This is a genomic window from Pseudodesulfovibrio thermohalotolerans (genome assembly GCF_021353295.2).
GTDB classification, from domain to species: Bacteria; Desulfobacterota; Desulfovibrionia; order Desulfovibrionales; family Desulfovibrionaceae; genus Pseudodesulfovibrio; species Pseudodesulfovibrio thermohalotolerans.
In genome coordinates this window covers 1,483,253-1,507,523 of record NZ_CP120635.1, presented here as the reverse complement: position 1 = coordinate 1,507,523, position 24,271 = coordinate 1,483,253, and the positions used below count along the sequence as shown (strand labels likewise).

At 58.9% G+C, this 24,271-nt stretch carries 24 protein-coding genes; 3 read left to right on the top strand and 21 right to left on the bottom strand.

The features are described 5' to 3' along the window. Positions 1–16: 16 nt before the first annotated feature. Together LF599_RS07025 and LF599_RS07020 are read right to left on the bottom strand one after the other, a co-directional pair. Positions 17–2,734: a molybdopterin-dependent aldehyde oxidoreductase gene (locus tag LF599_RS07025; protein WP_279522796.1), complete on the bottom strand. Its 2,718-nt coding sequence runs from the start codon at positions 2,732–2,734 to the stop codon at positions 17–19. A gap of 66 nt (positions 2,735–2,800) precedes the next feature. Then, complete coding sequence (locus tag LF599_RS07020; RefSeq protein ID WP_279522795.1) at positions 2,801–3,817, bottom strand: molybdopterin-binding protein; 1,017 nt, start codon at positions 3,815–3,817, stop codon at positions 2,801–2,803. Positions 3,818–4,337: 520 nt separating this feature from the next. On the opposite strand from LF599_RS07020, the gene LF599_RS07015 reads away from it, so the two are divergent. Continuing rightward, a complete protein-coding gene (locus LF599_RS07015) occupies positions 4,338–4,874 on the top strand; it encodes a helix-turn-helix domain-containing protein (RefSeq protein WP_279522794.1) in 537 nt (178 codons plus the stop codon). Positions 4,875–5,117: 243 nt separating this feature from the next. Here LF599_RS07015 and LF599_RS07010 read toward each other — a convergent pair whose 3' ends face one another. From LF599_RS07010 to LF599_RS06975, 8 genes are all read right to left on the bottom strand, one after another. Further along, on the bottom strand, positions 5,118–5,657 hold the full coding sequence (locus tag LF599_RS07010) for a single-stranded DNA-binding protein (protein WP_269941177.1): 540 nt from the start codon (positions 5,655–5,657) through the stop codon (positions 5,118–5,120). A gap of 44 nt (positions 5,658–5,701) precedes the next feature. After that, on the bottom strand, positions 5,702–6,043 hold the full coding sequence (locus LF599_RS07005) for a hypothetical protein (protein ID WP_279522793.1): 342 nt from the start codon (positions 6,041–6,043) through the stop codon (positions 5,702–5,704). A gap of 26 nt (positions 6,044–6,069) precedes the next feature. Next, positions 6,070–6,720, bottom strand: a complete 651-nt coding sequence (locus LF599_RS07000; protein ID WP_269941178.1) for a biotin attachment protein — start codon at positions 6,718–6,720, stop codon at positions 6,070–6,072. Positions 6,721–6,792: 72 nt separating this feature from the next. Beyond that, entirely contained in the window at positions 6,793–9,060 is a 2,268-nt protein-coding gene (locus tag LF599_RS06995) for an acetyl-CoA carboxylase carboxyl transferase subunit alpha/beta (protein WP_279522792.1), read from the bottom strand. A gap of 2 nt (positions 9,061–9,062) precedes the next feature. After that, positions 9,063–10,490 (bottom strand): ATP-binding protein, encoded by a 1,428-nt coding sequence (locus LF599_RS06990; protein ID WP_279522791.1) that lies wholly within the window; start codon positions 10,488–10,490, stop codon positions 9,063–9,065. A gap of 2 nt (positions 10,491–10,492) precedes the next feature. Next, positions 10,493–10,873 carry a PilZ domain-containing protein gene (locus LF599_RS06985; protein WP_279522790.1) on the bottom strand — a complete coding sequence of 127 codons (381 nt, stop codon included), beginning with the start codon at positions 10,871–10,873 and terminating at the stop codon, positions 10,493–10,495. A 39-nt stretch (positions 10,874–10,912) separates the two neighbouring features. Then, positions 10,913–11,659: an OmpA/MotB family protein gene (locus LF599_RS06980; protein ID WP_279522789.1), complete on the bottom strand. Its 747-nt coding sequence runs from the start codon at positions 11,657–11,659 to the stop codon at positions 10,913–10,915. Continuing rightward, the gene (locus LF599_RS06975; RefSeq protein WP_279522788.1) at positions 11,656–12,411 is read right to left on the bottom strand and encodes a motility protein A; all 756 of its coding nucleotides are present in this window, start codon (positions 12,409–12,411) and stop codon (positions 11,656–11,658) included. Before LF599_RS06975 ends, LF599_RS06980 begins: the two co-directional genes overlap by 4 nt. Positions 12,412–12,501: 90 nt before the next feature. Here LF599_RS06975 and LF599_RS06970 point away from each other — a divergent pair, with 90 nt between their 5' ends. Further along, positions 12,502–13,341 carry a purine-nucleoside phosphorylase gene (locus LF599_RS06970; protein WP_279522787.1) on the top strand — a complete coding sequence of 280 codons (840 nt, stop codon included), beginning with the start codon at positions 12,502–12,504 and terminating at the stop codon, positions 13,339–13,341. A gap of 63 nt (positions 13,342–13,404) precedes the next feature. Continuing rightward, on the top strand, positions 13,405–14,076 hold the full coding sequence (locus tag LF599_RS06965; RefSeq protein ID WP_269941181.1) for a FlgO family outer membrane protein: 672 nt from the start codon (positions 13,405–13,407) through the stop codon (positions 14,074–14,076). Between the two features lie 151 nt (positions 14,077–14,227). Here the strand turns inward: LF599_RS06965 and LF599_RS06960 are convergent, their stop codons facing one another. The 11 genes from LF599_RS06960 to qrcD all read right to left on the bottom strand — a co-directional run bounded on the left by LF599_RS06960 (position 14,228) and on the right by qrcD (position 24,260). Beyond that, positions 14,228–14,830, bottom strand: a complete 603-nt coding sequence (locus LF599_RS06960) for a 2-oxoacid:acceptor oxidoreductase family protein (RefSeq protein WP_269941182.1) — start codon at positions 14,828–14,830, stop codon at positions 14,228–14,230. Continuing rightward, complete coding sequence (locus LF599_RS06955) at positions 14,831–15,685, bottom strand: 2-oxoacid:ferredoxin oxidoreductase subunit beta (RefSeq protein ID WP_279522786.1); 855 nt, start codon at positions 15,683–15,685, stop codon at positions 14,831–14,833. A gap of 4 nt (positions 15,686–15,689) precedes the next feature. Continuing rightward, a complete protein-coding gene (locus LF599_RS06950; RefSeq protein WP_279522785.1) occupies positions 15,690–16,835 on the bottom strand; it encodes a 2-oxoacid:acceptor oxidoreductase subunit alpha in 1,146 nt (381 codons plus the stop codon). A 5-nt stretch (positions 16,836–16,840) separates the two neighbouring features. Then, positions 16,841–17,128 (bottom strand): 4Fe-4S dicluster domain-containing protein, encoded by a 288-nt coding sequence (locus LF599_RS06945; protein WP_279522784.1) that lies wholly within the window; start codon positions 17,126–17,128, stop codon positions 16,841–16,843. A 235-nt stretch (positions 17,129–17,363) separates the two neighbouring features. Continuing rightward, positions 17,364–18,002 (bottom strand): precorrin-8X methylmutase, encoded by a 639-nt coding sequence (locus LF599_RS06940; RefSeq protein ID WP_279522783.1) that lies wholly within the window; start codon positions 18,000–18,002, stop codon positions 17,364–17,366. Positions 18,003–18,148: 146 nt separating this feature from the next. Beyond that, on the bottom strand, positions 18,149–18,865 hold the full coding sequence (locus LF599_RS06935) for an amino acid ABC transporter permease (RefSeq protein WP_279522782.1): 717 nt from the start codon (positions 18,863–18,865) through the stop codon (positions 18,149–18,151). 9 nt (positions 18,866–18,874) lie between these two features. Continuing rightward, positions 18,875–19,642 carry an amino acid ABC transporter permease gene (locus LF599_RS06930; RefSeq protein ID WP_269941184.1) on the bottom strand — a complete coding sequence of 256 codons (768 nt, stop codon included), beginning with the start codon at positions 19,640–19,642 and terminating at the stop codon, positions 18,875–18,877. A 77-nt stretch (positions 19,643–19,719) separates the two neighbouring features. Further along, on the bottom strand, positions 19,720–20,526 hold the full coding sequence (locus LF599_RS06925; protein WP_279522781.1) for an ABC transporter substrate-binding protein: 807 nt from the start codon (positions 20,524–20,526) through the stop codon (positions 19,720–19,722). 39 nt (positions 20,527–20,565) lie between these two features. Continuing rightward, positions 20,566–21,294 (bottom strand): amino acid ABC transporter ATP-binding protein, encoded by a 729-nt coding sequence (locus LF599_RS06920; RefSeq protein WP_269941185.1) that lies wholly within the window; start codon positions 21,292–21,294, stop codon positions 20,566–20,568. A gap of 297 nt (positions 21,295–21,591) precedes the next feature. Then, the gene (locus tag LF599_RS06915; RefSeq protein WP_279522780.1) at positions 21,592–22,635 is read right to left on the bottom strand and encodes a TAXI family TRAP transporter solute-binding subunit; all 1,044 of its coding nucleotides are present in this window, start codon (positions 22,633–22,635) and stop codon (positions 21,592–21,594) included. Between the two features lie 398 nt (positions 22,636–23,033). Continuing rightward, on the bottom strand, positions 23,034–24,260 hold the full coding sequence (qrcD, locus tag LF599_RS06910; protein WP_269941187.1) for a menaquinone reductase integral membrane subunit QrcD: 1,227 nt from the start codon (positions 24,258–24,260) through the stop codon (positions 23,034–23,036). Positions 24,261–24,271: the final 11 nt, after the last annotated feature.

Here is a 24,271-nt window from a genome sequence, read left to right as displayed (position 1 = left end):
TTACGGGTTGGTGCCGTTAGCCCTTGAAGGCGGCAAGCACTTTCTCGGGGTAGGCGGGCAGCTCGCGAATACGCGCGCCGCAAGCATTGTAGATAGCATTGATGATCGCCGCGTGCGGGGCGGTCAACGGCATCTCGCCGACGCCGGACGCGCCGAAGGGACCATCGGGGCGCGGGGTCTCCACGTAGATGATCTCCATGTCGTCCGGGATGTCCTTGATGTACGGAATACCGGCACCCGCCATGTTGGCGTGCTTCTTGATATCCTCGTAATCCTCGGACAGCGCGAGGCCGATGCCCTGCGCAATGCCGCCGTGAATCTGGCCATCCACCACGAGGTAGTTGTTGACCACGCCGATGTCGGCCACGGTGACCATCTTCTCAACCGTGGTCTTGCCGGTGGCGACGTCCACGGAAACCAGGGACAGGAACACGCCGTACATGTAGCAGCAGAACGGGTTGCCCTGGCCGTTCGCATCACAATCGTTGGCCGGAGCGGTCCACTTGCCGTGGTAACGCAGTTCCAGCCCGTCGGCGACCATTTCCTCATGGGTGCGGAAGGAACCGTCGGGCTTCCTCATGGCGTCAATGAGCAGTTCGCAGGCGTTCTTGGTGGCCTGGCCGACCACAACCTGGGAACGGCTGCCGCCCGCAGGACCGGCCGCCGGAGCCTGGCTCGTGTCGCCCATGGTCAGGTGAATCTGCTCCGGAGCCAGATTCAGGGGACGAAGGGCCTCGTGAGCGGTGCCCAGGGTACCCATGTCCGCGCCCTGGCCATGATCGCCCCAGGCGGTGAAGACGGTGACGGTGTTGTCCTCGTTCAGGGCGATATCCACCTCGGCGGTGTCCGGACCGTCCAGACCGGAACCGTACACGCCCACGGCAACACCCACGCCGAGCTTTTTGGCGTCGGTGGAGTTTTCGGCCGCGAACTTCTTGGCTTCCTCGTACTTGGGACGGATCTTGTCGAGCATCTCAGGCAGGGAGTAGACCTCGGGGTCCTGGCCGGTAGGCGTGGTGGAACCCTTGCGGTAGACGTTCTTGTAACGCAACTCCAGCGGGTCCATGCCCAGCTTTTCGGCCAGCTCGTCCATGCACACCTCGGAGGGGAACTCCGACTCGGGAGCGCCGTAACCGCGGAAAGCCGCGCCCCAGCAGTGGTTGGTGCACACGGTGCGGCCTTCACCCCGGATGGCCGGGATATCGTAACCGGCGCCGATGTACTGTGCGCCACGCAGGGTCAGCAGATCGCCGAACTCGGAATACGGGCCGTGATCCACGGTCCAATCGGTCTCCATGCCGAGCAGCTTGCCGTCCTTGGAGGCGGCCAGACGCACGGTGGTGAACTGCGGGGAACGCTTGCCGGTGTACTGCTGCTGCTGTTTCCAGGTGTAGTTCAGGAACACGGGACGTTCGGTCGCCAATGCAGCCGCGCCGACCAGTGCTTCCATGGTCGGGGAGAACTTGTAGCCGAAGGTGCCGCCGGTGGGATTCTGGACCAGAACCATGTTCTCGGGTTCCACGCCCAGGCCGGGAGCGATCATCAGCAGGTGCAGATGGATGCCGATGGACTTGGAATGGATGACCAGCTTGCCCTCTTCGCCGATGTAGGCGAACCCTACGTCCGGCTCGATGGGCATATGCGGCTGGCGCTGGGTGTAGTAGTCGCCTTCCACGACCACATCAGCGTTCTCGAAGATGGGTTTGGTGTCCGGGCCCTTGGCCTCTTTCTGCACGTAGTAGACATTGGGGGTGCCGGGATGGATTTCGATGGCGTCCTCGGCCATGGCGGCGGGAGCGCTCATGTACTCGGGCAGTTGCTCAAGTTCCACCTTGACCTTGGCCGCGCCTTCCTTGGCTGCCTGCGGAGTGTCGGCGCAGACGATGGCGATGGCGTCACCATACTGGAAGACCTTCTCGTCGCACAGGATGGGACGATCCCAGCCGTCGCCGAGGTTGGTCGGGAAGGTAATCAGGCCGGTGATGCGATTCTTGCCCTTGACGTCCTTGTGGGTCACGACCTTGAAGACACCGGGAACGACCTCGGCCTCGGTCACGTCGATGGACAGGATGTTGGCATGGGAAACCTCGGCCTGGACCAGCTCGCAGTACAGACTTCCGGGAGGCAGACGCAGACCCGTGTCCGCGCCGAAGTCCCAGGTGCCCGTGACTTTGGCCACGGCGGACGGACGCGGGTACTTGGTACCCCAGATGCGGCCGTCTTCGGGAATCTTGAAGGTCAGGTCATCCATGGTCTTGTCGCCGCGCATGACCTCGGCGGCGGCCATAACGGCGTCGACCAGAGGTTTGTAGCCGGTGCAGCGGCAGACATTCTTGTGAGCCTGGAACCAATCGCGGACCTCTTCGCGGGTCGGGCTCGGGTTCTCCGTCAGCAGCGCGTAGGTGGACACCAGGAAACCGGGGGAACAGAAACCGCACTGGGCGCCGCCAAAGGCGATCCAGGCCATCTGAATGGGATGGAGGTTGTCGGGCGTACCGAGACCCTCCAGGGTCATGATTTTGGTGTTGTTCTTGACCCGCTTCATCTTGACGGTGCAGGACCGAACCAGCTTGTCATCCCGCAGGATGGTGCAGCTGCCGCACTGACCCGTGCCGCAACCGATCTTGACGCTGGTCAGTCCCAAGTTCTGGCGCAACACATTGGCCAGGGACTCTTCAGGCTCGCACACGACGATCCTGGGGACTCCATTCACTTGGAGCGTCCGTTTAATCATGGCAGTTTTCCTCCTAATTTGTTCTCACTGTCTCGCAGATACGTTGGGTTCCCGGGGAACCGTAAACTATTTGCCAAAGGGGCAGATGGGATAACGACACACCTCGCAGGTCGCGCAAAAACCGCCATGCCCCAAGGAAACGATATCCTCGCGTGCAATCTTCTCTCCGGCCAGAATGCGCGGGACGATCAGGTCGAAAACCGAGGCCCGGTAGTACATGACGCAGCCCGGCAGTCCGAGAATGGGCACGCCGTTCAGATCCGCAACCATAAACATGACGCCAGGAAACGTCGGGGAACCGTAGGTGATGACTTCCGCCCCGGTTGAGCGGATGGCCGTGGGCGTCTGGTCGTCCGGGTCCACCGACATGCCGCCAGTGACCACGACCATCTCCGCGCCTCCGGCGATGAAGGCCAGAATGGCGTCACGGGTCATTGCCGGATCGTCCGAGGTCAGCGTCTGCCCCATGACCTCGGAACCGAGCCGGGAAAACTTCTTGCGGATGACCGGCCCGAATTTGTCCTTGATGCGGCCGTGGTAGACCTCGCTTCCGGTGGTCACCAGCCCGACGTTAAGCCGCTGAAACGGACGGATACCGACCACGTAGTCATACTCGGCGCAGATGGCCTCCACCTGCCGAATCTTCTCCTCCCTGACGACCAACGGGACCACGCGGGTTCCGGCAACGGGCCGGGTCTCCGTGACCTGCTGGCCGGTATGCAGGGTGGCCAAGACCACCTCTTCGATGGAATTGATGCGGTTCAGGGCTTCGACATTGACGTCGAGCAGGCCGGGCTCCGCGATGAAATTGATGCGCCCCTCCGAGACATCCGACAAGGCGATGTGCGGACCCACTGCGGCCTCGGCGATACGCCGGGCGGCCTCGTTCTCATGGATGCAGCCCTTCTCCATATCCAGCACATAGATGTGCTCCTTGCCGATTTCGAGCAGCGTCCGAATGTCCTCTTCCGCGATGATATGTCCCTTGCGGAACACGGGTCCCTTGCATTCCCCGGGGACGATCTTGGTCATGTCGTGGCACAGCACCATGCCCACGGCTTCCTCAACTGGAACGGTCTTCATTGTCTCGCACTCCAAACTTCGAATCGGGCGGCTCATGTTTTTTCGAACTGGAGACGCCGCCATTCGGACACGTATTATCACACTTATATGCCTAATGGGACATAATACAAGAGTATAGACGCCCCTGGACGCTTTTTTGCACCCAAACTCCGACAACCAAACAATTATGCCGGGTTGGACTTAACATATTCCCATGAATGTTTCAGGTCAACCGCCTTTTGAAATTTAAACTATATTTTTCATGATGTTAGGTGTGCATTTTTCGAACACATCAACGGTAAAACACCCTCTTGGCTACGGTCATAATTCAAAGAAGAAAAACTTTTTTTGTAACCCAATTAACACCTCCCACAGGGAAATCTCAAAATACAAAACAGACCGCCGCCCGCAAACCATCCGCAACCCTCAGAATCACTCCTGAATTTCTTGCGCACGGCGAATACGCCTGTTACGACGGGCTTCGTACGTTATAACGTACAGACAGTTACCAATCGTGCGCTAAAGCGCACAAGGAGACTCAATGTCAACGGACGACATCCGGTCCACAATTGCAGATCGAATTAAAAAATGCAGGAAGGACAGAGAAATAAGCCTGGAAAAGGCTGCCCTGCTCACAGGCGTGTCAAAGGCCATGCTCGGCCAGATCGAACGGAGGGAATCTGCACCGACCATCACCACCCTGGGAAAGATCGCCCAAGGGTTGAACATTTCCTTCGCATCGTTTTTCGAGGGCAAGGAGGGCTCGGATTTCCGGCAGGTATCAATCCCCTGCGACCCGAACATGGTCATCAGGGAAGTCTTCCCCTTTGATCCGACGACGCGCATGGAGTTGTTCGAAGTCACCCTTCTCAATCGACATCACCAGATTTCCGCCGCCCACCGCTTCGGCGTAGTGGAACATGTGGTGGTTCTCCAAGGCGTGGTGGATTTGATATACGGAAGCAAGCTCCACCGACTGGAGACGGGGAATGCTCACAAATTCCACGCCGACGTGACCCATCAATACAAGGCGGCCACGGATAACGCGGTATTCCAGAACATCATCTGTTACACCTAGAGACGGTTCATGCAACCAGCTCTCCGCACGGCTGTGCCGATTCGGTACACCGGCAGGGAAATTCCACCTGCAACGGGGCGTTGCCCGGAAAGCCGGGGTTCTCCATCCCTTAGCGGGCCATGCTGCATGACATGATTCGATCCGACGATACGAGCCGAGTTAAAGACGAAAACGGCTGAACGCGCATAAAAAAAGGCCGGTCCTTTACGGACCGGCCTTTTAAAAAACGTATTTGTGCGCGGGCTAGAATGGTACGTCGTCCATGCCGCTGGCCTCAGACGGGAAGGCGGGACCCAAATCCTCCTCCTCATCCTGCCGGGGAGGATTCTGCGGGTAACCGTTCTGCGGCTGCTGAGAACGATTCTGCTGCGGGCGATTCTGCTGATAGCCGCCTTGCTGCTGGTAGCCACCCTGCTGCTGATACCCGGCCTGCTGGCCGTCGGGAGCACGATCCAGGCCCTGAATGTTGTCGGCCACGATTTCGGTCATGTACCGATCCTGGCCGGTATTCTGATCCTGCCATTTGCGGGTCTGAAGCTTGCCCTCAACCAGGACCAACCGGCCCTTGGCCAGATAATTCCCACAAAATTCGGCCTGCTGACGCCAAGCCACGATGTTGTGCCACTCGGTCTTCTCCACCCGCTGGCCGGTCTGACGGTCGCGATACCCCTCATCCGTGGCGATGGAGAATTTGCAACGGGCCTGACCGTTGGGCGTATAGGACAACTCGGGGTCGCGCCCGAGCCTGCCGATGAGGATCACTTTATTCAAGCTGCCAGCCATTTCAACTCCTTACCTAACAAAAGTTCGTCTTTGAAAAATCAATATCAGAATTTGGCCGCACTGTCTTCAAGTGCGTCCATGGTGTCTTCCAGTTCATAGGTGAGCTTGTCCGCGTCGCCAGGACGCCAATCGCCCAAGGCCTTCTCTATGGCCAAACGCAGCCGGTCGGCCTTTTCGGCGTTTTCCCTGAGGACATCTGCCTGATTACCGGGAATGAGCCCGGCGCGAACGGCATCAAAGATCGCATCGGCCAGCTCCAGAACGCCCTTTTTTGGGATGGCGGAACTGTCCTCCCAAGCCAGATTCCACAGAGAAGGCCAGGTCTTGCGCACCTCGTCCTCACTATACGTCCATGCCAACACCCGAATCTGTAGCAATCTGCCCATGCCGAACCTCCCGGCCTGCGATTTGTCTACGCCTCTTCTTCCCACTCGCTCTGAATGCGGGCCACCACATCCTGGATGACCGAGAGCTGGTCTTCAGGGCAGACGCCGATGAGAGGCTCGCCCTCGTCCACGTTTTCGCCCCGACCGAAGTAGACGGAGTAGATGATGCCCTCCGGCCCGGAATAGGCCAGCGGGGTTTCCCGCTTCATGCGGGACACGATGAGGAACTCCATGCCGTCGTGGACCTTGACCGAACGCTTGCCCGAAACCTTGAGCTTCTGGTCCACTTCCGGGACAAAATAATACTTGGCCCGCTCGGGAGCGCGGAACAGGTACAGGGCCTCCTGCAGGATGAGCTCGATGACCTCTTTGCGGGTCATGTAATGCTTGATGGTCACCAACGGCTCGCCCGCCTCGACGAACTGCCCTTCGTACCGCGTGTGCACCGCCTCGATGACGCCCTTCTCCGGGGCGAGGATGGGCTTCTCGTTCTTCTCGCGGGTAAGCTGCGCCAGCAGCGTGCCGGGCTTCTCCATGAACTCGCCCCTGGGGCCGTGGACTTTTTCGCCGGGCTTTACGGACGCGAAGGAGACCACGCCGGTGTGAGGGGCGCGAACCACGATCTCGCGGTACGGTGAAGCCTTCACTTTATCAAGTAACTCTTTGATATTAAGCACTATTTTTCCTCTATTGCGATCTAATTCGTGTCTGTTTCAAACACGGGACACGCTGGGGGTGTCTCATAAAAATCAGCGATAGTAAAGGTTGCGCCCGCCCATGGTCAGGAGCGACTGATGGAGGTTCTTCTTGACCTCGCGACGATCCCATATGCCGTGGATGTGGCCGCGCGACAGGGCGTGGTAGGCCTGATGATAATTGGGGGGCACTGCAGTGCCCGTGGTCTCGCTGATAACGCCTGGCCCGGCAAAGCCAATGTTGGAGGACTGCACCGCGAACTGATACGGCGAGCAGCCGAGGAAGCTGGCCACCGGACCGGCATAGGAGTTGGTGTCGTAGAGCACCAGGTAGAGGCCGCCTGCGTCGATGTACCGCCGCACGGCGATGGTGCAGCGCGGCATCTGGATGACGCCGTTGACGCCCTCCTGGATTCGGATGCCCGCCGTGCCGTGCACGTAGGCGATGAACGGCTGACGCTTGCGGGTGGCGCGCTCGGCCGCGCGGATGAATTTTTCGCCCTCGGCCGCGCCCACTGAACCGCCCCTGAAAGGCGCACAAAGCACGGCCACCACCGTGTCCACCTCTTCGATGGAGGTCTCGAAGGTGATGCAGGCGGACTTGAGGCCGGTCCGCTCCTTTGCCTTGTCCAGCTTGGTGTCGAACTTCTCGTAGCCCAGCGGATTCACGGACTCCAATTGCCGGTTGAACTCCTTGGCCTCGCTGTAGCCGAAGACGTTTTCAAGATACCAGCGGTACTCCATGGGGAAATGGTGGCCGCAGGAGGGGCAGACCCCGGCGAAATCGCCGAAAAGATCCGGAACCCAAAGGTCCGGGCAATGATGGGTGCGCACATTGGGACAGGAGATGGTCCGGTCCTCCTGGCTGCGCGGGCTGGTCCAGGCCCACTCGCTGCCCACCAGACAAGCGCCGTCCTCGGGGCAGGAAAGCCGGGTAAGCCTGTCCACCACGGCTTCTCCCACTTTGGGCGGCTCCCCGTTGTTGCCGGGCAGGACGCGATCCAAGGTCTTCTTCAGCGGCATGAATACCTTGTGACGGACAAGATGCGCCTCGGCCCCAAGGTCCTCGAACACGGCGTTGAGCCGCTTCTTCTGCCGCCCGAGCAGGTCGTAACGCACAAAGGAATGGGCGGCCCAAACGGTCCCCTTGGTGGCGGCCACGGCCCGGCTGACGATGCCGGTGCCGTCCAGGCGCGCATGACGGCTCATGGCTCTGAACTTGCGCTGACGCAAATCCACCAACCTGTCGAGCGCGGACGAGGACAGGGTCCAACGCATGTAGATGGATTCGGCGTCGTCGGTCTTGGAAGTGCGCACGGCCATGGCGCGATACAGCTTCATGGACTTGACCGAGCTGACCACCTCGTTGGTGGTCTGGATAAGCTCGCGCCGCAGCTCGTGGAAAAAGTCGTAATGATACGGACGGGCACCCAACGGAGGTTCCTGCAACACGCGGTCCACATAGCCGTTGCGCAGGTTGTCCTCGGCAGTGATGCACAACTGCCGGGCGCACTTCTCGATAAGCTCCGGGGTGGTCCGGTCGCCACTGCGCAGTCCGGCCTCGATTGCCGCCGCGCCTTCGGGCGAGATGACGGAATAGTAGCCGTGGGAAAGCATGATCCTGCGATCGGCCAGACCAATGGCTTCGGCCCCGCCCGAGCCGCCCTCGGAAAAAACGGAAATGACCGGCACGCGCAGCCCGGCCAATTCATAGAGATTACGCGCGATCTGCTGGGCCGCTCCGGGCCAGTCTTCCACGGGATACGCCCCCGGCGTGAACACGAAAGCGTGTACCGGGATGTTCTCGGTCTCGGCCACCTTCATGTAGTGCAAGGCCTTTGCGTTGCCCCACGGCTTGACCGAGCCGCCGTTGCGGAAAGCCTCGCCGTGCCCTTTTTCCTGGCCGATGACCATGACCATCTGATTGATGACCTTGTCGCCTACCCTGCGGGAGAACACGGCGCGGGCGATAAGCATACTCGGATCGATGTTGTACTCGCCCCGGCCGCCGATTTCCGTGTAGTTGTCGTAGACGTTCTCCAGAATGTCCTTGAGACATATCCGCTGGGGATGGCGGACGATGCGCACCCGATCCATGGGAGTAAGGGTGGTGTCGAGCTTGCGCTCTGAGAAATCGAACAGGTCCTCGATACGTGCGAGCTCCTCGCGCTTGGCCCCGCCCGAAACGGTCTCATGGCGCTCGATGAGCTCGCCGAATTTGGCGGCCAGCAACCGTATGGACTCGTCGTCGCGGTTGGCGAAGATGTCCTGGATATAATGCAGCCGCTCTCTCAGGCCCTGGATTCTCCGTTCCCTGTCCATGCTCAGAACTCCAGAAGCCCGCCGGTCTTGGCCTTCAGATACTTGATGTTACTGTAAAATTCATCGGAAGAGCTGCCGCACTCCCCTTCCAGAACCAGTTCGTCCAGGAACTCCAGTCCACGCGCCTTGGCCTCGGCCAAATCTCCGCCCCAGACGATGGCCAGGGCCAGGTTCGGGTCGTATTCCATGGGAATCTCGTATTCGCGATCCGTGGGCACTTGGGTGTGAACCTGAAGCCAGTCGTGATCGGCCCAGGCCAGGCGCGAGATGGTCCCGGCGCAGGGGGTGAATCGGTTGGCCGTGTTCTCGGCCACCAGCCGGTACTCGATGCCCACGCCCTCGAAGGAAATGTCTTCCTGCCCGTAGCGCAGGGGCTCTCCCAGGGCCAGACGAATCTGCTCGGTGATGATGTCCACGGGCTGCCCGTCGACCCTTGAAATGATGGCGGACACGCCGTTTTCCACCTGGATGCGCGTGTTGACCTCCATGAGGAACGGCTCGCCGCGCGGGGTGATAATCCACTCCCAGGTGCCCACATTGTCGTAGCGGGTCTCGCGGGCCATGGCCAGGGAGTGCTCCGTGATCTCCGACAGCACCCTTGCGGCATCGAAGGTGTAGGGGACCACGCCCGGCGCGAAACCGGGAGCGACCTCGATGCGCTTCTGTTTGCCGGTGGACTGAACCGAGCAGTTGCGCGTGCCGAAATGCACGTGGTTCCTGCCGCCCCGTTCGGAAACGACCTGGACCTCAAGATGATTGAAATCGAAGATTCGCTGCTCGATGAGCACGCCCTCGTCGCCGAAATTACGCTTGGCGTAGTTGCGGATACGCCGGAACACCGAACGGAACTCGTTGAAGTTGCCGACCTCCTCGATGCCCATGCCGCCGCCGCCCGCCGAGGCCTTGACCATGATGACGCCGTCCACGATTCCCTGACTCGCCTGAAACTCGAACAGGCTGGAGGCGATCTCGTCGGCCTCGATCTCGCTGTACACGGGACGGTCGGAACCGGGCACGGTGGGCACGTTCAGGGAACGGGCGATGCGCTTGGTGTTGATCTTATCGCCCAGGTCGCGGATGACCCACCAGGAAGGCCCGATGAACTCCATGGGCCGATCGCGCCGCAATACGCGCCGGGCGAAACGGAAGTCCTCGGCAAAGAAGCCGTAGCCGGGGTGTACGGCCGTGGCTCCGCTCGCGTCGGCCACGGAAAAAATTTCGTTGGCGTCAAGGTAGGAGGAAATGGAATAAACGGCATCGTCACCGGCCAGCTCGCGAGCGAGCCGCACATGACCGGACGCCCGGTCCTCAGCCGTGCACAGACAGACGAAATCGATCCCCAGGCGGCGGCACGCGCCCATGACCCGCATGGCGATCTCGCCTCGGTTGGCTATGAGGACCTTGTGGCGGTCGATGTTTTTTTGTTGCACCGTCAACCTTGCTCGCGTTTTTTCTTTTGCAGGGCTATACGTCTTTTTTGCACCTCTAGGACCACCTTGTCGAGCTTGATCTGCTTCTGCCGATCCAAGTCCACAAAATTCAGCCCCACAACTCCGCTGTCATGCACTCTCATGCACATGACCCGGGCCCCGCCGATGAACAGTCGATTATTGATCCTCAACTCCACATCGTAGGTATCCTTCTCGACAAACCGGCCGCTCTCATCGCGCACGGCGACTCCCGTGGCACTGAGATCCAGCACATCGTAGACCATGTCGAGGCCTGGAAACCCGGCGGTCAGGCCGGGCACGCTGGTACGGAACGCCTTGCGCAACCGCTCTTCTTCTTCGGGCAACCTGATGCTGAAATCCATTCGTCTCCTCTCTGGGATAAAATTCGTGTCCGCCGCCGTCTACTTGCCGGACACACGCTTTTCAAGCACAAATTCGACCCGCCGGTTCTTGGCCCGATATTCCTGCGAGGTGTTCGGAAAAAGAGGATTGAGATAGGCGAGTCCGGTAGCCGTCAACCGGGTGGATTCCAGCCCCATGTGGAGCAACTCGCGCAGGACGTTCACGGCGCGCATGGCCGATATCTCCCAGTTGTCCTTGAACCGGGACCGGCCGCTGGGACGGACGTTGTCCGTATAGCCGATGATCTTGATATTCTGATCCTTGTGCTTGATGAAGAAATCCTTGAGGTCGTTGACCAGCGCCACTCCCCTGGGCGAAAGCTCCACCTGGCCGGACTCGAACATGACGTCGCCCGGTACGCGGAGGGTGATGACTCCGTCCTCGAAATTCGCGCTGACCAGCCCTTCCACGCCCTTCCGAGTCTGTAGTGTCTTGACCTCGGCAAACACCTTCCGCTGGGATTCGATGATCTGGCGGCGCATCAGGGCCTGATCGATGAGCACACCGGCCTCTTCCCTGCTTATCCTGCTGGTGGATATCTTGCTCATCTTGCCTTGCAGGGCCTGGGTCACCGAAGAGAACGTCTTGGAAAATTTCTCATTGTCCAGAGTGGACATGGAATAGAGCAGCACGAAAAAGACCAGCAGCAGCATGGAGAGATCGGCGAAGGTCGTCAACCACTCGGAGCTCTCCTCTTCGTCTTCGCTGAAATCGAGGAGCAGGTCGTCTTCGTAATCGTGGCTCATCGATGTATCTCGCGTTCCGCCGGAGCCAGGAAGGAGGACAGCTTCTCATAGACCAGACGGGGGTTGTTGTTCTCAAGTATGGACTTCGCCCCCTCGAAGATGACTTCAAGGTGCAATTGCTCCTGCAAAGTACGCGCCCTGAGCTTGGCCGCCATGGGGATGAAGAAGAGCGTGGACATGGCCGAACCATAGAAAGTGGTCAGCAAAGCCACGGCCATGGCCGGACCGATGGACTTGGGGTCGTTGAGTTGGGAAAGCATCTGAACCAGGCCGATAAGCGTGCCCATCATTCCGAAGGCCGGGGCCAGAGCCGCCAGCCTCTTGAACACGTCCTGCGCCACCTGATGACGGCGGCGCATGGAGTTGATCTCGATGGCCAGGGTGGTTCGGATGAGCGCGGGGTCGGCATTGTCGGCGATGAGCTGACAGGACTTCTTGAGGACCATGTTCTCGGTCTGGACGTTTTCCAGGGCGACGAGTCCCTCGCGGCGGCTGATCTCGGCCACCTTGACCATGATGTTGACCACGTCCCGGACCCGGCTCTTGCGTCCGACGAACATCTTGAACGCCGCCTTGAAGGACTGTATGATCTCTTCGAACGGGAAAGCCACCAGAATGGAGGCAAGCGTTCCGCCGACAACGATCATCATGCCGGGAATATTGATGAAAACATCGACCGCTCCGCCGATGATGATGGCCCCGATGATGAGCGACAAGCCGACGGCGAGACCCAGTAGCGTCACGATATCCATAAAGCGTGCCTATCCTTCACAGTCTGATCGGTCCGTTTTGCAAAAGCCCTCTCCCCCGCCCGACGGCGCGTCCAAGCCAAAGGAGCCTACATGGAATACCAGAAAAAGATACGACATTCTGCCGCATACATACATGAAAAGCTAGGCAAAATTCAAGCCGGTGCCGTCGCCTTCGTCACGGGTACGGGGCTCGGCCCCCTGACCTCGGCCATAGAAGAGCCCGTGGCCATCCCCTACGAAGACATACCGCACTTCCCGGTTTCCTCGGTGAAAAGCCATGCCGGACGCCTCATTTCGGGGACCATCGAGGGCGTCCCGGTGCTCGCTCTGGACGGCCGGTTTCATCTCTACGAAGGCTTCACCCCGCAGGAAGCCACCCACAACATCCGCGTGCTCGGCGAGCTTGGTATACGGACCCTGATCCTTACCAATGCCGTGGGGGCCCTCAACCCATCCTTCGAAGTGGGCTGCCCCATGCTCATCGAGGACCACATCAACCTGACCGGACTCACCCCGCTGCGCGGCGAAAACGTCGACGCCTGGGGCGACCGCTTCCCGGACATGTGCGCGGTCTACGACCCGGCCCTGCGCAGGATGGCCGTGGAGAAGGCCCTGGAACAGGGCATCCGCCTGGAACGGGGCGTGTTCATGCAGGTCGTGGGACCGAACATGGAGACCCCCGCCGAAACCCGCATGTACCGGATCATGGGAGCGGACGCCATCGGCATGTCCACCTGCATGGAGGCCATCGCGGCCCATCACATGGGCATCCGTATCCTCGGCCTCTCCTGCCTGACCAACAAGAATCTGCCCGACTGCATGGAAGAGGCTCCTCTGGAGCGGGTCATCGCCCAGGCGGAGAAATCCTCGTCGGCAATGGTCAGGCTTCTGCGCGCCATCCTAAAGGAAATCCCGAAAACAGCCGAATAGCATTCGGGGCATCCCGCCCCGAAACATTGCATCGGCACAACCGCGACCCGGGACGACAACGACATGAACAAGACGGCCTTGAGCATATTGACGGCGGCATCCCTGCTCTTCACGCAGGGATGCGGCAACCGCATGTGGGAAGACACCAAAGGGACCACCTCGGACGCGTTCAACTACGTGACCGACAACCAGCCCACGGCGCAAGCCTACCACGACACCGCGTCCGTGCCGATCATTGAGCTCAACTACCGCGCCGCCGATATCCTCTACGCTAACATGGCGAGCAGCGAACTTTCGCCCAACTCCGCCGTGTTCATCTCGTCCTTCGACAATCGAAACGATCCCGGCGACAAGTCCGTATTCGGCCAAACCATGGCCGACCAGATCGCGGACCGGCTCGTCCAGCGCGGGGTGCGCATCACCGCAGGCGAACCCAACGCAACGGATTTCACCTACGCTTCGGGCGTCACGCCCAAGGACTACAACCATGCTGCGGGACTGGCGGGCTCCTCCCGCGAACTGCCGCCCCGAACGGCCAGGCTCGTGGGGTCTTACGTCGTGGCCGACCAATACATATACATGACCGCCCGCGTCATCCGTCTGGTGGATTCCACCGTGGTCTCGGCCCACAACTGGACCCTGCCCGTTACCGACAGCGTCCGGCAGATGCTTCCCCAGCTCTCCGAGCGCGACAGGGGACTCACCCCCACGGTCAAGACCTCGTTCAACGACTAGGCGCTCCTGGGCCCCCTGTCCTCCGAGGCTCGGGACCATCCGGCGCACATCGCTTGCCCGCCAACCCCACATGGCCGCGTTCGCGGAATGCGAACGCAAAAAAAGAGGCCCCGCATCAGCGAAGCCCCTTTGTTTTTCATGTGTTCCGCCATCATTTTTTAGAGATGTCTTCCGGACGCCAGATTTCGCCCGCGTCCTCGCCCCATTGTTTTTTGGCGAGGCGGTGCCCCAGGTTGAAGGCCTTGGTGTTGACGGCCCTGATCTTGGTCGGAAGGACCGACTCCAGGCTCTTGCGCATGGTTGCCTGATTGACGAACGGCAGGAGGAAGGAGAGCGCGCCCAGGACCACCGTATTCATGGCCTGGACAATGCCGACCTTGTCCCTGGCCAGGGCCGTGAACGGCAGGCCCAGGTACTGATTGGTGGGCGGCTGCTTGACCAGATCGGATTCCAGAACCAGGATGCCGCCCTTCTTGAGATACGGGAAGTAGGTGTTGCACGCCTCCTGGGACAGGGCCACGAGCATGTCCAGGCTTTCAGCCTTGGGATAGCTTATGCGCTCCGAGCTGATGACCAGATCGCACTTGCTCGACCCGCCGCGCGCCTCGGGCCCGTAGCTCTGGGTCTGGGTGACGTTGTAGCCATGCCCAAGGGCAAGCCCCTGGCCCATTATCTTGCCAAGCGTGATGATGCCCTGGCCGCCGAGGCCGGAGAAACGGATTTCGAACCGATCGAGATTCTGTGGCGCCTTCATCTACTTGCCCCCCCTTGCGGATCGCTTGAGAAAGCCGTCCTGCATGGCGTAGTAACGTTCCTCGAAGCCCGGCTGTTGCCGATCGACAAACACGCCGATGGGCATACGACCCTCCCGTTTTTCCTCGGGCAGCTCGTTATACCGCTCCACGGTGATGGCCGTGGACTTGAGCCACTTGTACATGTCCACGGGGGTCTTGTACTTGTTCTTTCGGCCGTACTGGGTATGACACGGAGTGATAGCCTCGACCACGCTGAAGCCGGGCCGTTCCAAAGCCTCGACCATAACCGTTTCCAGCCTGTTGACGTGAAAGACCGTGCCCCGCGCCACATAGTTGGCCCCGGCCCCCTTTGCCAGATCCACGGTGTCGAAACTGTGATCCAACTGCCCGTAGGGATTGGTCATGGTGGTGGAGCCTTCGGGCGTGGCCGGCGAAGACTGCCCGCCGGTCATGCCGTAGATGCTGTTGTTGAGGATCAAGGCCGTTACGCCAATGTTGCGCCGGGCGGCGTGGATGAGGTGGTTGCCGCCGATGGACAGGGCGTCCCCGTCCCCCATGAGTGCGATGACGTGAAGCTTGGGGTTGGACATCTTGATGCCTGTGGCGAAGCTCAGAGCGCGCCCGTGGGTGGTGTGAACGGTGTTGAAGTCCACGTACACGGCGAGCCGTCCTGAACAGCCGATGCCCGCCACCACGACCACATCGTCCTTGGGGATACCGAGGGAGTGGATGGAGCGGATCAGGGTGCCCAGCACGATGCCGTGGCCGCATCCCGCGCAAAGCACATGCGGGAATTTCTTGTTGTGCCTCAGGTATTGATGAATGATTTCGTTTCCGGTGATATTTTTGCTCATAACGCTACCCCTGCATGATGACCTTGAAGATTTCAGAGGGAGTGACGATCTGGCCGTCCACGCGATTGATGGTCCTGACCGCGGCGTGGCCCATGTTGACGCGCTTCACCTCTCGGGACATCTGCCCCATGTTCATCTCGGGAACCACCAGGGTCTTGGCGTGGGCAAGGATCTTTTCCGTGTGCCTGCGCGGATAGGGGAACAAGGTCATGAGCTTGAGCAGCCCGGCCTTGACCCCATGGCTGCGCGCCTGTTTCACGGCCAGTTCAGCCGAACGGGCCACGGAACCGTAGGCGATGACGCAGACGTCGCAATCGTCGGTCATGATCTCCTCCACAAGCTGGATGTCGTAGAAGAACTGATCGATCTTGCGGTGGATGCGGTCCATGAGCTCGACCACCTCCTCGGGCCGCTGGGTGGGGAACCCGTTGCGGTCGTGGGTCAGGCCGGTGACATGAAAACGATAGCCCGAGCCGATGGGCGGCATGGGCGGCACGCCGCGCACGGTTTCCTCGTAAGGCCGATACCATTCGGGCGGCATGGAGGGAACGGTGCGGGAGAAAACTTCGTACTCGCCTTCGTTGGGAATCTCGATCTTTTCACGGGTGTGAGCCGTGACCTCGTCCAGCAGCAGGATGACCGGAGTACGGTACTTTTCGGCCATATTGAAGGCCGTGATGGTCATGTCGAGACATTCCTGCACATCCGAAGCGGACAGGACGATGATCGGATGGTCGCCGTGCGTGCCCCAACGGGCTTGCTGCACATCGCTCTGGGCAGGACTTGTGGGCAGTCCGGTGGACGGCCCGCCGCGCATGACGTTGACCAGGACCAGCGGAGTCTCGGCCATCACGGCGTAACCCAGGTTTTCCTGCATGAGGGAAAATCCGGGGCCGGAGGTGGCGGTCATGGCCTTGCGACCGGAAAGGGAAGCGCCGATCACCGCGCCCATGCTGGCGATCTCGTCCTCCATCTGCATGAACACGCCGCCCTCGATCTTGGGCAGGCTGGCGGCCATGATTTCCATGATCTCGGAAGAGGGAGTGATAGGATATCCGCCATAAAAGGAGCAACCGGCCAGCAGTGCCCCCTGTACCACAGCCTCGTTGCCGAGGGCGAAAATTTCAGTGCGTTTCTTGCGTCTGGGCATATAGCCTAAGCCCCCTTCCCGGCCGTTTTCTTCTTCGGCGGCAGGATTTCAGCGTCCTGTTCGGACAGACCATTGTCCATGGGTTCCTTGTGACTGACCACGATGGCAAAATCCGGGCAATGCAGCTCGCAGAAGCCGCACCGGATACAGTCCGCCTCACGCTTCACCACGGCCTTTCCGTCCGGGCCGAGGTCAAGGACCTTGCCCGGGCAGAATTCGACGCAAATGCCGCAGCCTTTGCACCAGTCCGGGTAAATGGTTACTTTGTTTTTGCCTTTGAACTTTCTGGGCATAGCTCCTTCCAGGGCTGATTGGTATTCCTCAGGCCGGGCCTGAATCCGCAAAAACCTCTTCTTCCCGCATCCGTAGCGTACGGTACACAGGTGAATTTCTAACAGGAAATTTCGCTGTGTCCAAGGATTTCGGAAAATGCTTTTTCACCTTGCGAAAAACGACGACGAAAAAACGCGAAATGCGCCCTCGGGGAGAACCCCTCGGGCGCATTTCTAAAAAGGAAAAAACGAAAAATCAGGCGGCGAGCACGGCCAGGGCGTTAATCACCGAAGCGGCCAGCGCGCTACCCCCCTTGCGCCCTTCCACCGAAATATAGGGAATATCCCGGCTCATGAGCAGCGCCTTGGATTCTGCGGCGTTCACGAACCCTACAGGCATTCCGACAACAAGCGCGGGGCTCGCGTAGCCGTTGTCCACGTGCTCGACCAGCCGGATGAGCGCGGTCGGCGCGTTTCCCACCACCCATATATCGGGCTTCAGTTCGTTCACGGCAACGTCCACGGCGGCCTTGGCCCGGGTGATCCCCTCACGCTTGGCGCGCTCCACGACGCGGGGGTCGTTCATCAGGCAATGCGCGACGCAACCCAACGGATCAAGTCGGCGCACAGGCATTCCACGCCTCGCCATTTCCGTGTCGGTGACGATCACGGCGCCGTTCCTGAGAACTTTGAGACCGTTGTCCACGGCCCGCTCGTGAAAACGAACCAGGGAAAGCATCTCGAAATCCGCAGTGGTATGGATCATGCGGCGGACGATTTCCCATTTCGCCCCCTCGAAAGGACGGGGCTTTGGCACCTCGGAATCGATGATTCTAAAGGATTCTGCCTCGATGTCCTCGGGTTTTTGAAAATTCTGAAAGGTTATTTGCGTCAAAACGGCACCCTCCCGGTACACATTTTCTTCATTTTCAAATTCATTTTTTACGCAAAAACGAAACGATCCGGAACGCTTTTCATTCGTTTTCCGGATCGTCTCGATTAATGGCGACTAATTTTTACGGGCTTGCCCGCTCCGGCCCGCTAACGATTTCGGGCTTGATAGCGAGACAACTGTGCCTCCAGCCGTCGGCTGTAGGAGGTCAGTATATAGCAAATCATGAAGTAGAGACAGGCGATGGCGATCCATATTTCGAAGGATGCGACCATCTCGCGGTTGTCCACCTGAACGCCGGTGCGGGTCAACTCGATGACGCCGAGGATGGCGGCCAGGGAGGTATCCTTGGTCAGGGAGACAAACTGGTTGACGAAAGACGGGATCATGTTGCGCAACGCCTGCGGCAGAATAATCAATTGCATGGCCTGCGCATGGCTCAACCCGGTGGAACGCGCGGCCTCCATCTGGCCTTTGGGCAGCGCAACGACGCCCGCCCGAACGATTTCCGCCACATAGGCCCCGGTAAAGACCACGAAACAAATCATGGTCGTGGAAAAAGCGGGCATGTTCTGCCCTGTAATAACCGGAGCCAGGTAATAAAACCAGAAGATCAGGAGGAGCAGCGGCATTCCGCGGATCATCTCGATATAACAAACGGAAGGCACCTTGACCCACTTGTTCCTGGACAACCGCATGAGACCGGCGGCCAGGCCAAGCCAGAATGCGCCGAAAATACCGAAAATCGCCAGGATGACGCTGGCCACAAGCCCTTCGGGGTTGTGAAGGAAGGGGAAATGCCAGTCGAGAGACGTGTTCCCGTACAGAAAATAGTCGAAGTTGTTGTAAACTATATCCCAATGCATCGGCTACCTCTAGTACATGACCTGAATCATGAAGTGTTTGTTGTACAAGTTGATGCACAAGGAGACGACTAGGGAGATCGCCAGATAGATCAACAAAGCGACGGTGAACGCCTCAAACGGCATGGCGTGGTAGGACTCGATCTGGCTCGCCTGGTACATGAGATCGGTAACGCCCAGGACCATGACCAGAGAAGAGTTCTTGATAAGATTGAGCGCCTGGGAAATGAGCGGCGGAATGACAATGCGCAACGCCTGCGGAAGAATCACGTAGCGATACCCCTGCAGGAAGGAGAGCCCCACCGCGCGGGACGCCTCAAGCTGGTTCTTCGGAATGGAGAAGATGCCCGCCCGGATCTCCTCGGCGATAAAGGCTGCGGTGTACACGGTCAGGGCGATAATGCCCATGATGAGCTCGACGTTGAAAAGCATCCATTCACCCACGAATTCGTGTCCGAACAGGGAAAACGGGCCGGGAAACCAGTAGTAGAGGTCGTTCATCCAATTATTGATGACCGTAGGGATGACGAAATAGGATGCGTTGTACCAGAAAAAGATTTGTACGAGCAGCGGCGTATTGCGAAAGAACTCGGTAAAGGCGAGGCTGAACCACTGAAGCGGCTTGAACGGGGTCATCCGCAGAACACAAATGACGATTCCCAAAATCATGGCGCAGATTAGGGATATTATCGAAATCTGCATTGTGGTGCAGAACCCCTCCCACATCCACTGGGCGGGTTCGCCCGAGAACATCTTGGCCCAATGAAACGTATAATCCAAAATATAATCCGCTGGTTAAGGTTGGTTCAAAAACCGGGAGCGCTTTAAGCGCTCCCGGTACATCGGACTAATAATCCTTACATGGGCCAGAGTTCCATCTCCCAGCCAGCGGGCAGGTCGTAACCCATCCACTTCTTGAAGAGCTTGTGGTAGGTGCCGTCCAGCCACATCTCGTTCAGGCACTTGTTGACGAAATCGCGGTAGGCGGAATCGTTCTGCGGAACGCCGAGGCCGTACGGCTCGGAGGAGAAGAAGGGACCGACGATTTCCCACATCTCGGGGTTGTCGTCACCAGCCTTGAGGCCAGCCAGAATGCCGGAGTCGGTGGTCACGGCCTTGACCTTGCCCTGCTTCAGAGCCATGAAGGCCTGCGGGTATTCGTCATAGGAAATGACCTGCGCCTTGGGCTGCGCGGCCTTGATGTTCTTCTCGGAGGTGGAGCCCTTGACGGTGCCGACCTTCTTGTTGGCCAGATCGTCAGTGGACATGATGCCGGAGCCCTTCTTCACCAGGAGCTTCTGGCCATCCATGAAGTAGGTAATGGAAAAATCGATCTGCTCGTCGCGGGAGAACTTGTGGGTCATGGTGGCGGCGAGGATATCCACGGAACCCTGAGCCAGCATGGGGATGCGGTTCTTGGAAGTGACGACCTTGAACTCGGTCTTCACGCCCAGCTTGTTGGCGATGTACTTGCAGATGTCCACGTCGAAGCCGACCAGTTCCTTGCTGTCGGGATCAACAAATCCGAACAGGTTAACGGAGTCCTTGACGCCGCAGACCAGAACGCCCTTGGCTTTCACGTCCTCGATCTTGCCGGCGAACGCGGCATTGGCCGCGAAGGCAAAGGACAGCACCAGAGCCAGAATGAGTACCAATCGTTTCATGAATCCTCCTCTCTCTTTAGATTCCTGTGTTATGGCCAATTAAAGAATTTCCTTCAGGAAGTTCTTTGTGCGCTCGTGCTGGGGATTGCGGAAGAATTCGTCGGGCGGAGCCTGCTCCACCACCACGCCGCCGTCCATGAACAGGACGCGGTCGGCAACTTCGCGCGCAAAACCCATTTCGTGAGTGACGCAAAGCATGGTCATACCTTCCCGCGCCAGGTCCTTCATGACGTTGAGAACCTCGTTGATCATCTCCGGATCCAGCGCCGAGGTGGGCTCGTCGAAAAGCATCACCTTGGGCTTCATGGCCAGGGAACGGGCAATGGCGACGCGCTGCTGCTGTCCGCCGGAAAGCTCGGCGGGATACTTGTGCGCCTGGTCGTGAATGCCCACCCGCTCAAGCAGGTGCAGAGCGCTCTCTTCGGCCTGTTCCTTGGGCATATTTTTGACTTTTATGGGAGCGAGAGTGACGTTGCGAAGAACAGACAGGTGGGGATAAAGGTTGAACTGCTGGAAAACGATACCGATTTCGGCCCGCAGATCGTTGATGTTGACATCCTTGTCCAGGATGTTTTTTCCGTCGAACAGGATCTGCCCCTTCTGATATTCCTCAAGCCGGTTGATACAGCGAATGAAGGTGGACTTGCCGGAACCGGACGGGCCGCAGATGACGAGCACCTCTCCCTTGTTCACGAACTCCGTGATACCTTGCAGAACATGAAAATCGCCATACCACTTGTGCAGTTTCTGCACTTCGATCATTGCCATTTGCAGTTGTCTCCGGACCTAGATATGTAGGATAAAGAAAAAGCCCCTCCAATCCGCCGCGTGCCCAGACAGGTCGGCAGGGCTCAAGTCACAGACATAAAATATTGTCCGAAACGGGAATAAAGTCAAGGCGTCCAGAGGAAAATACAACTTTGTCAACACCCGAATCCGAGCATTTCCGTGCCGTTTTCGCCACCTGGACGCCCTCTCACTCACACGTCGTTCTCCCTCGTCAGACCGCCCAAAACGATCCTTTGCGATTCCGCAAAGATACAAAAGGGAGAGAATCTGTTCCCGTTACTCCGACCGGAGCAAACCGGTTTCCTCGTAATAACGCATGGCACCCGGATGAATGGGCGCGGATTGCCCCTGCAACATACCCTTTTTTGTCAATTCCGAGAAAGCGGACTGTTGCGCCTTGAAGTCTTCGAAATTTTCGAACACCTCGCGCGTCACGGCGTAGACAACAGCGTCCGGCACATCGGATGAAGAGACGAGCGTGGCCTTGCCCCCGAAACTGTCCACCCACTCTTCCTCATTGGCCGCGCCTGGATAGTTCGCCATGTCGATCCTGGACGGGACGTAGAATGGATACAGGACGAACATATGGCCCACATCGCCGATGGGCACGATGCGCACCTTGCGAGGCCCCTCGGTTGCCTTCCTTATAGCGGGCGAAGGATGCCCCACGGTATAGAAGAAGGCGTCTATGGCCCCTTCCTTGAGCAATTCGAGGGCTTCTATGGCCTTGACCTCCACGATGTCGAGGTCGGAAGGCTTCAACCCGACAGCATTCAGGGCATCCAGGGAATTCTGGCGTTGGCCGGACCCATGATTGCCAATATTGACCCTGTGCCCCTTGAGATCGCGTATATCTCTAATGCCGGTGTCATCCCCCGCGATCAGGGTCAGGGTCTCCGGATGCAGGGAGAACACCGCACGCAGGTTCTTCCGCGCACCGCGGCCCTGCCATTCGGCGATGCCGCGCACAGCCTGATACTGACGATCCGCCTGAGCTATGCCGAATTGAATGTCTCCGGCAGCCACGGCGTTAATGTTGAACACGGACCCGCCCGTGGACTCCACCACCACCTGAAAGCCATAGCGGTCCCGATTCCGATTGACCATGTTGGCGATGGCCGTACCCACAGGGTAATACACCCCGGATATACCCCCGGTGGCGATGGTCACAAGGGAGGATTCACCCACCGTACCACACGACCCGGACGACTCGGATTTCTGCGACGTCTTCTTCTCCGGCGAAGTTCCACCACAAGCCGCAAGCAACAACACAACAACGAGGCCCACAAACCCAATCTTCAACTTTCCGCAAACAGTCATGTCCCCTCCTCGGGCTGCCGAATGCATCTAGCCACGACCTATCACGCAATCAAAACATGTATCCCAAACAACAAATACGCTTTTTTTCATATCGAAGCAAACAACATATAAATTAGGCTCGAAAGGTTGCCGTTAATTCTGATACCGCCTGGCCTCGGCTCGCGGTAAAAACATCCGGCCGACTCCACGCACTTAAAATCGGAATCAAAACCGTCGTCGCCGGAATATTGAGTCAATTCATCCCCACACTGAATCTCGACTTCCGACCTCCTCCCCCTCTTTCCCGGCATGGAATCATTCCGCAACACCATTCAGAAAACGGGAATAACAAACGGACAAACCCCAAAAAAAAGACCGCTCGGAGAGCGGTCTCTTGTTGATGATGGGGGACGATCAGGCTAGTTCAGCTCGCGCTCCTGCGGGAACAGCGGCAGATAGCGATACACCAGGGTCAGGACCAGGAAACCGTAGGCCACGATCATGATCGAGGAAGCGTATTCAACCCAGTTGGGGTAGTACACGAACCACTTGTCGAAGGGCATGGCCGGAAAGGCGATGGTCTGAACAGTGAAGATGTACCGATTCAGGGAAACGCCCACGCAATCCAGAATGGCCGCAGTGTACAGCAGAGCCGGACGATTGCGGATGGACGGGGTAATCAGCATGATCGCCGGGACCACGCCGCACAGGACTATTTCCGTGAAGAGCAGCCACTTGCCGTAGGCTACGCCGTAGAACATCTGGTCGAAGGTCAGGCCGACGGAGGGCAGATAGCCGGTGGCCCATGCCCAGGTGTCGAGGATCTTGAAGAACATGTAGACCGTCAGCATGGTGCCGGCGATCTTGCCCATGAGGGCCTTGGTCTTGAAGTCCACGAGCTTCTTGCCGGTCAGCTTCTCCATGAAGGTGGCGACCAGAACGGTGAAGACCGGACCGGAACCAACGGCGGAGAGGACGAACAGGAAGAAGGTCCACGGCCAGATGAAGAAGCCCTCGCGGAAAGCGAAGGGACGGCCGATCAGGACGCCGTACATGCCGCCCAGGGAACCCTGGTGGAAGGTGGACAGGAACGCGCCGATACCGGCGAACAGAGCCATGTTCACATGCATGTTGTGCGCCAGGGCGTGAACGAAGGGAATCTTGTTCAACTGCTTCTGCTCAAGGACCAGCGGGACGAACTCGATGATCAGCACGGTGCAGTAACAGGTGATGCAGAAGATAACTTCGGTCAGCATGGAGTGGACGTTCGGATGCCAATAGCCGAACCATGCGCGGCCGGGCTGCCCGATGTCGAGCGTCAGGACCAGCATGGCGCCGGAGTAGCAGATGAAGCCGACGACCACGGTCAGGTTGATGATTTTCTCAAGCTGTTTGATCTTGAGGATGTACTTGAGCAACCCGGTGAAGAACGCGCCTGCTCCCAGGGCGATCACCGCCAGGTCAAAGGTGATCCAGGCACCGAACCCGAAGTAGTTGTCCAGGCCGGTGGTGCCGATTCCATTGTAAAGCACGAGCACGGCGGCATAGAGGCCCCACAGGAAAAAGGCCAGAATCACGGCTGTCCAAATCAGGAACTTGCCGAAAGAGCACCGCTGCACCCCTTCCGGGAAGAGTTTGCTATCCATTGTTCAGCCTC